Origin of the sequence: Pseudomonas sp. 13B_3.2_Bac1, from assembly GCF_025466205.1 — a bacterium.
Taxonomy (GTDB): Bacteria; Pseudomonadota; Gammaproteobacteria; order Pseudomonadales; family Pseudomonadaceae; genus Aquipseudomonas; species Aquipseudomonas fluorescens_H.
Window position 1 is genome coordinate 206,763 of sequence record NZ_JANLOG010000046.1, and the last position, 12,277, is coordinate 219,039.

Annotated in this window: 10 protein-coding genes; 6 read left to right on the forward strand and 4 right to left on the reverse strand. The window is 59.2% G+C overall.

Annotated features, from left to right (window positions below; translation table 11 throughout):
- The first annotated feature begins 1 nt into the window (after position 1).
- The 6 genes from NTD85_RS07490 to NTD85_RS07515 all read left to right on the forward strand — a co-directional run bounded on the left by NTD85_RS07490 (position 2) and on the right by NTD85_RS07515 (position 6,685).
- Positions 2 to 778, forward strand: coding sequence for an amino acid ABC transporter permease (locus NTD85_RS07490; protein ID WP_003224911.1), 777 nt, complete (start codon positions 2 to 4; stop codon positions 776 to 778).
- 2 nt (positions 779 to 780) lie between these two features.
- Positions 781 to 1,560: an amino acid ABC transporter ATP-binding protein gene (locus tag NTD85_RS07495; RefSeq protein ID WP_226499342.1), complete on the forward strand. Its 780-nt coding sequence runs from the start codon at positions 781 to 783 to the stop codon at positions 1,558 to 1,560.
- A 170-nt stretch (positions 1,561 to 1,730) separates the two neighbouring features.
- Positions 1,731 to 3,341 (forward strand): gamma-glutamyltransferase family protein, encoded by a 1,611-nt coding sequence (locus NTD85_RS07500; RefSeq protein ID WP_262141850.1) that lies wholly within the window; start codon positions 1,731 to 1,733, stop codon positions 3,339 to 3,341.
- Between the two features lie 106 nt (positions 3,342 to 3,447).
- Positions 3,448 to 5,307 (forward strand): ABC transporter ATP-binding protein, encoded by a 1,860-nt coding sequence (locus NTD85_RS07505; protein ID WP_262141851.1) that lies wholly within the window; start codon positions 3,448 to 3,450, stop codon positions 5,305 to 5,307.
- Between the two features lie 158 nt (positions 5,308 to 5,465).
- Positions 5,466 to 6,095: a DUF3885 domain-containing protein gene (locus NTD85_RS07510; RefSeq protein WP_262141852.1), complete on the forward strand. Its 630-nt coding sequence runs from the start codon at positions 5,466 to 5,468 to the stop codon at positions 6,093 to 6,095.
- A gap of 350 nt (positions 6,096 to 6,445) precedes the next feature.
- Complete coding sequence (locus tag NTD85_RS07515; protein WP_103483556.1) at positions 6,446 to 6,685, forward strand: hypothetical protein; 240 nt, start codon at positions 6,446 to 6,448, stop codon at positions 6,683 to 6,685.
- A 51-nt stretch (positions 6,686 to 6,736) separates the two neighbouring features.
- Here the strand turns inward: NTD85_RS07515 and NTD85_RS07520 are convergent, their stop codons facing one another.
- The 4 genes from NTD85_RS07520 to tspO all read right to left on the reverse strand — a co-directional run bounded on the left by NTD85_RS07520 (position 6,737) and on the right by tspO (position 12,253).
- Positions 6,737 to 7,639 (reverse strand): bestrophin family protein, encoded by a 903-nt coding sequence (locus tag NTD85_RS07520; RefSeq protein ID WP_003224902.1) that lies wholly within the window; start codon positions 7,637 to 7,639, stop codon positions 6,737 to 6,739.
- A gap of 166 nt (positions 7,640 to 7,805) precedes the next feature.
- Positions 7,806 to 9,092, reverse strand: a complete 1,287-nt coding sequence (locus NTD85_RS07525; protein ID WP_262141853.1) for a carbohydrate porin — start codon at positions 9,090 to 9,092, stop codon at positions 7,806 to 7,808.
- Positions 9,093 to 9,197: 105 nt separating this feature from the next.
- The gene (locus tag NTD85_RS07530) at positions 9,198 to 11,603 is read right to left on the reverse strand and encodes a glucose/quinate/shikimate family membrane-bound PQQ-dependent dehydrogenase (protein ID WP_262141854.1); all 2,406 of its coding nucleotides are present in this window, start codon (positions 11,601 to 11,603) and stop codon (positions 9,198 to 9,200) included.
- A gap of 206 nt (positions 11,604 to 11,809) precedes the next feature.
- Positions 11,810 to 12,253 carry a tryptophan-rich sensory protein TspO gene (tspO, locus tag NTD85_RS07535; protein ID WP_262141855.1) on the reverse strand — a complete coding sequence of 148 codons (444 nt, stop codon included), beginning with the start codon at positions 12,251 to 12,253 and terminating at the stop codon, positions 11,810 to 11,812.
- Between the last annotated feature and the right edge of the window lie 24 nt (positions 12,254 to 12,277).

Genomic DNA, 12,277 nt, shown 5'->3' on the forward strand with positions numbered 1-12,277 from the left:
GATGAACTTCAATTGGGATGTGTTCTGGCAGTACCTGTTGCAGCCCAGCGGTGTGTACCTCACCGGGCTCTGGCTGACCTGTCTGATCAGTGTGTTGGCGATGTTGCTGGGCTGTGTGTTGGGGTTGGCCGCCGCATTGTTGCGCTTATCGAAGAACCCTTTGCTGCATCTGCCGGTGCGCTTTTATGTATGGCTGATGCGCGGCACGCCGTTGCTGGTGCAAATCGTCTTTCTCTACACGGCGCTGGCGGCGGGCGGGATTTTTCGCTTCGAAGACATTGAGCTGTTCGGGCTGGTGATCCCCGGCAATATCCAGGCGGCGATCATTGCTCTGGGCCTCAACGAAGGCGCGTACATGGCCGAGATCATTCGTGCCGGGATCGGCGCCGTGGACAAGGGCCAGTACGAGGCCGGGCGCTCGCTGGGCATGACCTTCGCCAAACTGATGCGCCGTATCGTCCTGCCGCAGGCGTTTCGGGTGATCGTGCCGCCGCTGGGCAATGAATTCAACGTGATGCTGAAAAACACCACGCTGGTCAGCGTGATCGGCGTGCAGGAGCTGTTGCTCAGTACGCAGATGGTCACCTCGGCGACCTTTCGGGTGTTCGAGTTGTACCTGGTGGTGGCGATTTATTTCCTGTTGCTCACCACGCTGTGGGGCTTCTTTCAGCGCTGGCTGGAGAACCGTTTCGGCCAGTCCGACAGACCATCTTCGCCGCCGCCGGCCTCCAGCCGGATGTTCGGGCGCAACACGCTGAAACTGCTGAGGGGACGCTAATCATGGCGCATCAAAGTGACGAGCTGATCATCGAGGCGCTGAACATTCACAAGTCCTTCGGAGATCTGCAGATTCTCAAGGGCATCTCGCTGCAAGTTCGCCGTGGCGAAGTGGTGGTGCTGATTGGCGCTTCAGGCTCGGGCAAGACCACGTTTATTCGCTGCATCAACCTGCTCGAAGACATTCAGTCCGGGGAGATTCGCGTCAGCGGCCGGCCCATGGGCTATCGCACGCGGGCGGACGGCAGTCTGGTGCGCGACTCGGAACGCAACATCGCTCGCCAGCGCCGGGACATCGGCATGGTGTTCCAGCGCTTCAATCTGTTCCCGCACATGACCGCCCTGGAAAACATCATCGAAGCACCGATTCAGGTGTTGGGTGTGCCGCGCCAGGCTGCGCTGGAGCAGGCGCACGCATTGCTCAAGCGAGTCGGGCTGGCGGACAAGGCCAGTCATTACCCGTCGATGCTTTCCGGCGGTCAGCAGCAACGCGTCGCCATTGCCCGAGCGCTGGCGATGAAGCCACAGGCGATGCTGTTCGACGAGCCCACCAGCGCCCTCGACCCGGAAACTGTCGGCGAGGTTCTGCAAGTGATGAAGGAGTTGGCCGAGGAGGGCATGACCATGGTCGTGGTCACCCATGAAATGGGTTTTGCCCGCGAGGTGGCCGACCGGGTGGTGGTGCTCGATCAGGGTGAACTGATCGAACAAGGCCCGCCGGAACAGATTTTCAGTCGTCCCACCCATCCCCGTACCCAGGCCTTTCTCAGCCGCGTGCTGTGAACTTCACAAGGATTTCGACGATGCGTTTATCGAGCTTGTTCGCGGCGCCGCAGCCCCGACACGTTGCAGATCTTCGAGAAGACTGCCGGAAAACATCCAGCGCCTGATCACCCGCGAATGGAACCGGATCAAGTCCGGCCAATGAATTGCTGATTTGAAGAGCCTCTGCCATGTTGAAATTTTCTGCTCACGAATATCCCTATCCGTCGCAACGCCAAAGCGTGTTTGCCCGTCGTGGCATGGTCGCGGCATCCCAGCCGCTGGCCGCACAGGCCGGCATCGAAATGCTGCAAAAGGGCGGCAATGCGATCGACGCCGCCATCGCCACGGCGGCGGCCCTGACCGTGGTCGAGCCTACGGGCTGTGGCCTGGGCGGTGACGCGTTTGCGCTGGTCTGGTTCAAGGATCAGTTGCATGGCCTCAATGCCAACGGCCACGCCCCGGCATCGTTAAGTATCGAAGCGGTCAAAGCGGCCGGCCATGAGCAAATGCCGTTGTATGGCTGGACGCCGGTGACGGTGCCGGGATGTCCGTCGGCCTGGGCCGAGCTGTCGCAACGCTTTGGCGTGTTGCCGTTCGCCGATCTGCTGCAACCGGCAATCAGCCTGGCCAGAGACGGTTTTCCGCTGTCGCCGGTGGTTGCCCATCAGTGGCAGATCGCGCTGGATGAGTTCACTCCCCATCGCGATCAAGTGCTACAGGCCTGGTTCGATACGTTCCTGATTGACGGTCGCGCGCCCAAGGCCGGCGAGATTTTCCGTAACCCGGCGCAGGCGCGAACCCTTGAAGAATTGGCGGATACCCGTTGCGAAAGTTTGTATCGCGGCGCGTTGGCGCAACGCCTGGATGCGCATTCACGAGCTACCGGCGGCTATCTGCGCGCCACGGATCTGGAGCATTACCGTGCGCAATGGGTGGAGCCGATTCACGTCAATTACCGTGGCGTGGATGTCTGGGAAATCCCGCCGAGCGGGCAGGGTCTGGTCGCCTTGATGGCGCTGAAGATTCTCGAGGGTTTCGACTTCGATCACCGTGACAGCCAGCAGACCTGGCACCGGCAACTGGAGGCAATGAAACTGGCCTACAGCGATGGTCTGCACTACATCACGGATCCGCTGCACATGCGCGTGGCCGTGGATGATCTGCTGAGCGACGAGTACAGCGCCCGCCGCCGTGCACAGATCGGCGAACAGGCCCAGCCGCCGATGCCGGGCGATCCCCACGCCAGCGGCACGGTGTATCTGGCCACGGCGGACGGGCAGGGCAACATGGTGTCGTTCATCCAGAGCAATTACCACGGCTTTGGCTCAGGCGTGGTGCTGCCTGACAGTGGCATCGCCCTGCAGAACCGCGGGCAGGAATTCAGCCTTGATCCGCAACATGCCAACGCGTTGGCTCCGGGCAAAAAGACCTTTCACACGATTATTCCTGGCTTCCTCACCAAGGACGGTCAGGCGTTGGGCCCGTTCGGCGTGATGGGCGGCTACATGCAGCCGCAGGGCCATGTGCAGATGGTCATGAACCTGGTGGATTTCGGCTTGAACCCGCAATCGGCACTGGACGCGCCGCGCTGGCAGTGGCTTGGCGGGATGAAGGTCGGCATCGAACAGGGCGCTTCAAGGGATCTGGCCAATGCGTTGGCCCGTCGCGGGCATGAGGTGCAGATCGCCAGTGATCTGACAGATTACGGACGAGGTCAGATCATTTTGCGTGATCCGGTGACGGGTGTGTTGTGTGGGGGGACTGAGCCGAGGGCGGATTCGCATATTGCGGTTTGGTAGATACGGCAGGTACTCGCCAGGTCAGGAGCACACACTTTTTCACAAAGACCTCCCGGGATCCAATCGGTGGCAGAATCTCCCTGACTTGACTGTTTTGGAGAACACCATGCTTCGTGTGTTTGAACGAAGACTCGACCCTTTCCCGCCTGACGAGGTACCACCGCCACCCAACGGTCTGGCTAAATTCCTGTGGGCCTGCACCCGGGGCGCACGCGGCTACATCCTGGCGCTGGCGTTGCTCAGTGCCGCCGTGTCGATTTACGAGGCGTGGTTATTTTCGTTCCTCGGTCAGGTCGTCGATCTGCTCTCAACCTGGCAGGCCGGTGGCGAAGCGGCTGTGCAAGAAAGCCGCGTGTTGTGGGGCATGGGCATCGTCATGGTGCTCAGTGTCGGGCTGGTGGCGTTGCGCACCATGGTCCAGCATCAGATCCTGGCGATTAACCTGCCATTGCGCCTGCGCTGGGATTTCCACCGGCTGATGCTGCGGCAAAGCCTTTCGTTTTTCTCCGATGAGTTTTCCGGTCGGGTCACGACCAAGGTGATGCAGACGGCGCTCGCTGTACGCGACGTGCTGTTCACCATGATCGAGATCTTGCCTGGGATCGGTGTGTACTTCATCGCGATCATCGCCCTGGCCGGCGGCTTTGCGTTGAAACTGATGCTGCCGTTTCTTGCTTGGGTCGTGCTGTTTGGCTTGGCGATGTGGTACTTCGTACCGCGTCTGGGCAAGGTCGGACAGGAGCAAGCCAATGCGCGGTCGATGATGACCGGGCGTATCGCCGACGCTTACACCAACATCACCACGGTCAAGCTGTTCTCCCATTCCAATCGCGAAGCGCACTTCGCGCGGGCGGCGATGGAGGATTTCAAGCAGACCGGTTTTCGCCAGATGCGTCTGGTCAGCCTGTTCGAGATCGTCAACCAGGCGCTGGTAGTCGGGTTGATCATGTCCGCCGGTGGTTACGCCCTGTGGCTGTGGCATCAGGGCGATGTCGGCGCCGGTGCGGTGGCGGCGATCACTGCCATGGCGTTGCGGATCAATGGCATGTCGAACTGGATCATGTGGCAGATGACCTCGCTGTTCGAAAGCATCGGCACCGTTCAGGACGGCATGGCCACGCTGACCCAAGGCACCAAGGTGCAGGACGCGCCGGACGCCGGCGTGCTGGTCACTTCTGGCGGCGCGGTGACGTTCGACAAGGTGAAGTTCAACTACGGTGGCGAGCGTCAGGTGCTCGATGGCCTGAGCCTGAGTATTCGCCCCGGCGAAAAAATCGGTTTGGTAGGGCGCTCCGGCGCCGGCAAGTCGACGCTGATCAACCTGCTGCTGCGCTTCTATGATGTCGACAGCGGCGAGATCCGTATCGACGGCCAGAACATTGCGCACGTGACCCAAGACAGTTTGCGCAGCGCCATCGGCATGGTCACCCAGGACACTTCGCTGCTGCACCGTTCGATTCGCGACAACATCGCCTACGGCCGCCCCGATGCCACCGACGCGCAAATCCGCCGCGCCGCTGCCAACGCTCAGGCCGATGAGTTCATCAGCCAGTTGAGCGATCGGCAAGGACACACGGGCTACGACACCTTGGTGGGTGAGCGCGGGATCAAGCTGTCCGGCGGCCAGCGCCAACGTGTGGCGATTGCCCGAGTGATGCTGAAGAACGCGCCGATCCTGCTACTCGACGAGGCCACCAGCGCGCTGGACTCGGAAGTCGAAGTGGCGATTCAGGAAAGCCTCGATGAAATGATGCAGGGCAAGACCGTGATTGCGATTGCCCATCGACTGTCGACGATTGCGGCGATGGATCGGCTGATTGTCATGGATGACGGACGCATCATCGAGCAGGGCACCCATTCCGAATTGCTGGAAAAGAACGGCGTGTATGCGCGGCTGTGGTCGCATCAGAGCGGCGGCTTCCTCGGTGAGGACAAAGGTGTGATCGAGGCGTTGGATCAGGCCTGAGTAAGAGGGTGTGCGGCCGGGGAGGCGATAAGTCGATGGCATTAAACAGCTGATTGGCCGTTATCGGCTAAAAGCGACGCGGGCGCTGCGGCTTGGCTGAGATCTTGGCAGCGCCCATGGCTAGAGAATCGGGCTATTAGTTAGCCATGAGGGATAAAGTGAATCTACAACTTGAAATTGACAGGATGTTTGGGGGATGCGCATTTGCCAGACCACTTTTCTATTCCTATCCAGGAGGTCTGCGTTTTGAACTCTCTGAAACGGGTGGAGTGATTCAGCAATTTCAAACGGCACTTCTAAAATCAACGAAGATCTGCAGCGATATCTTCCTTGATGATGCGACGCTTGTTGCTTGTCTGCGCGTTCATTCTGGTAGCAATCAATTTGCTCATAGATCCCGGATTCACGCTCTCCGTTCTGCCGGTATCAACATACCCACGCAACGCTCAGTCTGGAGTGAAAAAATAGACCCCGAGGAATGGCTTTGCGAAAGTGAGCCGGAGTATTGGATCAACGTTGCATTTGAAGCGCCAGCGACTCTGCTTCAAGCATTTCTTTGGTGTGCTTTGGCTAGTGACTTTGGCGTAATTCAGCCTAACCCCGAATGCGCTGTATACCTTTTCAATTTGAAGAAGCACGTCATGGTTTTTCCGTACGACGACAGAGGTATGGATGTAGTCGGCCCCAACAAAGATTTTCTTTCACAGCTGTATCGTCAGCATCATATATATCTGTTGGGTTACGACCGACACACGATGGACAGCACATTCCAAGGGCTTGCGAGTTAGCGTCTTTGCTTGAATTGGAGCTGAAACCGTGCCCGCAGCACTCATTTCCATCGTTTCATTCTAGTCAGTTGCAACCTGCCGCACAGGCGGCAATCGGGCACTCACCTACCGGTGATCTGGCCAAGGAGCCGTCAGGCTCTTCCCAAGGTCAGTGCATTAATAGAGGCACTTGTCGTGGGCCTGGTGCCGTCTGCCAGCAAAACCCTATGACCGCTTTCGGATGTGGATTCAACCAGTCGAGGCCTCCAAATAATCTGAACCCCGTCCGAACGCGTACGCCTAATGATCAACCTGTGATCAATTGCACAGGCGCTGTGCCAATACCGGCATATTCCGAGAGGTGGTCAAACGTGGCTAAAGACGAGAAGAAAAGCAAAGATGACGCTTCGAAAGCCAGCAAGGATTTGAAAGACAAAAAGTCCTCGCCGGACAAGAAGTCAGCTGCAGCTTCGGCGCTTTCAAAGTCTTCCGACAAGAAAGACAAGAAGAAAGACGCCGAACCGAAGAAGTCTGCAAAAAAAGCCGATAGCAAGCCGGAAAAGGCCAAGGATTCCAAAAAGGCAGACAAGCCGGCGAAAAAGAAAAAGTGATCGCTGCAACTCGCTAGGGCTCTACGCCCTAGCTTCCCTCCAAGCTTGTCTTCAAGCCGTTTCTTCAACCCTGCGCGCATCCCCCAACGAATCGCGCTGCATCGACTGCAGGTTTTTCTCGATGGTTTCGCACAGGGCTTCCATCTGGATCTGGTGCTCGCTATGGCGAAACGGGCTTTGCAGATCGGTGCCGATGCGTTCGATGGCCAGCAGCATGAAGCCCACTACCGTCGAGGCGAGCGGGGTGAACCAGCCCAGTGACTCGACTAGCCCTACTGGCACAATCAGGCAGAACAGCGAGATAAACAGGCGCGGGAAGTAAACGTAAGGGTAGGGCAGCGGAGTATTGGCGATCCGTTCCATTCCGCCCTGGCTGTTGGACAGCTCGACCATCGTCGATTCCAGCCGTGCCAGACGAATGCTGTCCAGGCGCCCGGCCTTGTATTCCCGGGCTAGCAGGGATGCCGAACCGGTAAGGATGTCGTTGGCAAAGTTGTTGGTGGTGCCGCTGCGGGCGAATTCATCTGCCGGGATGAACGCGCGGACTTCCTCCGGACATGGCTGACCTTTCAGGTGCGCCGCGAGGCAATTGACATACGCCACATGGCGGCGCAATAGCGTCGCTTTCAGCGGATTCACTTCGTTATCGGGGTCATCCAGCAGCGTCAGCACCTGGCGGGCGAAGCTGCGGGAGTTGTTGATCATCATGCCCCACAGCGTTCGCGCTTCCCACCAACGGTTGTAGGCGCTGCTGTTGCGGAAACTGATCAGCACCACCAGCGCCGAACCGAGCAATGTCAGAGGCATCAGCGGCAGGTTGATCTTGGCGTTGAGGAACAACATGAAATCGACGGTGACGGCGATGTCCCAGAGCAACAGCCAGAACAGCGACCAGCCCACATAGCCCATGGTCTTGATGATCAGACGGTATTTTTTGACGATGGCAGCTTTCAAACGGAAACCTCGTGGCAAGCGGTAAGCGTGAACGCCTTAGCTCGGACGCTGCTTCGGGGGTAAAGGTTCGGTGTTGACCGAGCATCTTGGTTACGACAATTTGCGGGCAATAAAAAACCCGGCAGTCACGCCGGGCTTTTTATGGCCTGAAGTTTCGTCAGAAGGCTCAGAGTGAAGCTTTAACCTGCAAGCCAAACACCAACGCATTGTCGATGTTCTGCCCGGAAAATGCGCCCGGTTCGATGATGTATTGCATGTTCGGGCGCAGCGTCAGCCACGGCGTGGGCTGATAGCCGTAGCCGAGTTCGATCAGTTGCTCGCCGCTGTCCAGGTTCGGGAACTGCGTGCCGTTGGCCATGGCGGCGTCTTGCTGCACGTCGCGACTCCGTGGGTTAGGCACTGCGCGGCCGTAGCCAAGAGCGACGGTGTCACGTGGGCGACCTTCGAACGGTTTGTACAACACCAGACCAGTGCCGTACCACTTGCTGAATGGCGAAGCCGCTTCGCTGGCCGCCGAGTATTGGCCGAATGCATGCAGGCTGCGCCCCTCGGACGTTGGCGAACTCCAAACGGCCTGATCGATCAGCAGGTAATGCCCGCCACGGCCGGACACTTCTTTGTCGCTGCCGATGCGTTTCACGTCGGAGCTGTCGTAGTAGTAACCAACCTTGTACTCACCGGGCAATTCACCCGCGTGCTTGTACACCAACTCGATCGGCACCACGGTGCCGGTGGTGTGTTTCGGGCCCAGATGCCAGGCGCGGCTGGAGTTGCCGTTGCTTTCAGGATCGACATTGAATGCCGCCACGCGCAATTGCCACGAGGACGACAAGTCGTATTTCACCCGCACACCCAAGTGCGCGTTCGGGTAGTTGGTCCAGCCGCTGCCGCCGGACATGTTCAGCGGGTGGCCGCAGAAACCAGCGTTCATGAAGTTGCACAGGATGCCGCTGTCGAGGCCGCCGAGGTCGTTGCCCATGGCCATGTAACCCAGTTTCACGTTGAGCGCCGGGGTGAACAGGCTGCGCTCGTAACTGAGTTCGGTCAGGCGGGTGTAGAGGCCGCCGTAGTTTTCCTGGATCGGCAGACGGTTGCCAACCAGATCTTCCGAGGCGCTGTTGCCGCGGCGGTCGTTGATCGTCAGCTGGACCTTGCCGGCGTTCTCAACGCCATACAACTTGCTCAGGTCGAACTGCGCGCCGAGCTTGATGTTCTGCGAGTAACGGCCGGAGCGGTGCAGGCCGCCATCGGCGTTGTAGGCCATTTCCCCGGTGTAATCGCCGGTGAATTTGATCCCGTCTTCGTCCATCTGATGCCGCAGACCGCCCCAATCGCCGGTCAGGGTATTGCGGGTCAACAGGTTCGAATCGGTATCGGCGAAGGCGGGCAGGGTGGTGCAGGTCAGGCCCAACAGCACGCCGTTGACCCAGCCGTTACGAGTAAAACCAAACATGGAGATCTTCCTGCTCAAATCTGTAGCGCTATCGGAAAGCGGCGCGGCACCCTCAGGTGCCGCGCGCAAAAAGAAAGCACCCGTGTTCATCACGGGCGCTGCGGCTTACGGCAAGGCGTAGGCCATTACGTAGTCGCCGCGATCGGTCGACTGACGTGCACCACCGGCGGTGATGACGATGTACTGCTTGCCGGTTTTCGGCGAAACGTAGGTCATCGGGCCGCCCTGACTGCCGACCGGCAGACGCACCTTCCAGATTTCTTCGCCATTGGCGCTGTTGAAGGCGCGCAGATAGAAGTCCTGGGTGCCGGCAATAAAGATCAGGCCACCTTGCGTCGACAGGGTGCCGCCGAGGGTTGGCAGACCGATCTTGATCGGCAGGTGCATGCGGATACCCAGGGGACCGGTGTCTTCAACGGTGCCGACCGGAACCTGCCAGGCGATTTTCTGAGTCTTCATGTCAATGGCGGTCAGCGTGCCGAACGGTGGAGCCTGGCAAGGAATGCCGGCCACCGACAGGAAGCGGTTTTTGTTGACCGCGTAAGGCGTGCCTTTGAGCGGTACCGCGCCCATGCCGGTGTTCAACGCCTCGCCACCAGAGGAGGCCTGCGCCTTGTTCTGCGACGGGATCATCTGAATCCACAGACCCAGGCGCATGTCGTTGACGAAGATGAAACCGTGCACCGGGTCAGTGGAGATGCTGCCCCAGTTCATGCCACCCAGCGAACCCGGGAAGCTCAGCGATTTGTCGGTACCCGGCGCGGTGTACAGACCGTCGTAACGCATGGATTTGAAATCGATGCGGCACAGCAACTGGTCGTAAGGGGTGGCGCCCCACATGTCCGATTCAGTCAGGTGCTGGGCACCGATTTGCGGCATGCCCACCGATTTTGGCTGGGTTGGCGAGTACGGTTCGTTCGGGATGTTGGCGGCTTTGACCGGGACCTCTTTAACCTCGGTCAACGGTTTGCCGGTGGCACGATCGAGCACGTAGATCTGCCCGGCCTTGGTGCCGATGACCAGCGCCGGAACGCTTTTGCCGTCCTTGGTGAAGTCAATCAGACTCGGCTGCATTGGCAGGTCGAAGTCCCAGAGATCGTTGTGCACGGTCTGGAACACCCAGCGTTCATCACCGGTGGTGGCGTCCAGCGCGAGGATCGAGGCGCCGTAGGTGTGATCGAGTTTGCTGCGCTCGACACCATAGATGTCGGTGGACGAGCTGCCCATCGGCAGGAACACGGTGTTGGTCGCCGGATCGTAGGACATCGGCGCCCAGCTGTTCGGCGTGCTGCGCACATAGGTGCTGCCTTCGGCCGGGGCCTTTTTATCCTGCGGGTTGCCCGGGTCGAAGGCCCAGCGCATGGCGCCAGTGATCACGTCAAAACCACGGATCACGCCGCCCGGCATGTCGGTTTGTACGTTGTCGGCGACACGACCGCCGACCACCACAGTGGTGCCGGCCATCAACGGCGCGGAGGAGAGCTGGTAGTAACTGTCCGGCACATCGCCGAGACCGGCCTTCAGATCAACCTGGCCGTTGTTGCCGAAACCCTGGCAGAACTCGCCAGTGTCGGCATCGACCGCGATCAGGCGGGCATCGATGGTGTTGGTCAGCAGACGGCGCTGGCAATTGGCAGCCGGCGCAGGCTTGGCTTCGATGATGCTCGAGTTGCTTGGCTGAGCGATGCTCTTGGTCGCATCGAAATAGGCCATGCCACGGCAACGCTGCCAGACTTTGGATTTGGCGTTGATCGCGTTCTTCCACAGCTCTTTGCCGGTGTCGGCATCCAGCGCGATCAGGTTGTTGTGCGGGGTGCAGATGAACACCTTGTTGCCGATCTGCAACGGGGTGAGCTGGTCTTCGGCACCGTTGCCATCGCTCTCGGCGACGTCACCGGTGTGGTAGGTCCACGCCACTTTCAGCTTGTCGACGTTGTTGCGGTTGATCTGGTCCAGCGCAGCAAAACGGCTGCCGCCTTCGGTATTGCCGTAGTGCGCCCAGTCTTTTTGCGCCTTGTCTGGCTCAACCGGGGTCAGGCCCGGACCCGTGCCGGTAGCGGCGACGGTCGGATGCGCGACGAACATGTTGCCGGCAGCCACCGCCAGTCCCACGGCCAGGACAGCGGCAACGCCGTAAGCGCCACGACCCGGAACACCACCGTTGGCACGCTTGAGCAGCGGATAGACCAGCGTCACCGCCAGACCCACGGCACTGAACATGAACAGGCGCGAGAACACCGGCCAGAACACCAGCCCGGCATCGCTCACCGCCCAGATCGCTGTCCCCACCAGAAATGCCGCAAACAGCCAGGCGCCCGCAGTCTTGTAGCGAGCGATCAGCAGACCGGAAACGGCCATCACCAGACCACCCACGAGGAAGTACCACGACCCTCCCAGGCTGACCAGCTTCACTCCGCCAGCCGCAAGTGCCAGGCCGAGCAGGGCGATGATCACCCCCAGCCCGACCAGAATGAATTTTGATATGCCCGAGAGGCGTTGACTCTGCTTCACGTTGAATGTCCCGTTGAAATGAGGCGTGCATTATATAGATAGGTAACTACCTAGTTAAATCACTAATTCAGTAATGAACTGTTGTTCATTGCGAAATCCCCGTCCTGAGCGGGGACCTGCGCTTTCAAGGGCCTGGAAAGATATTTTGAATGCCTGAAAAAGCGCCTTTTTGTCAGAAAAAATGGGAGTTATGACAGCTGTCACCATCAACCACGATTATTACGCAGAATCGAAAAATTCAACGCAGCCGCCACACACAGCCAGGCCAGATACGGAAACAGGATCAACCCGGTGATCAAATCCAGGCGCAACGCCAGGAACACCATCACCGCGACCACCAGCCATAACAGCATCAGAATCATCATGGCAGCCGCCACCTGATGTGCGCCGAAGAACACCGGCGTCCACAACGTGTTCAAGGCAATCTGCGCTGCCCACAGCGCCAGCACTGTCTGACTGCCAGGAATCAGGCTCAAGCGATAGCCGGCCCAGGCCAGCAACAGATAGATGATGGTCCAGGCCACCGGAAACGCCCAGTTGGGTGGGGTGAATCCGGGTTTGTTAAGCCCTTCGTACCATTGACCGGGTTTGAAAATCACCCCGGTACTTGCTGCAGCGCCGCACGCGATCAGAAAAATCAGAAAAGTCACCATTATCACTCCTTGGCCGCAGCC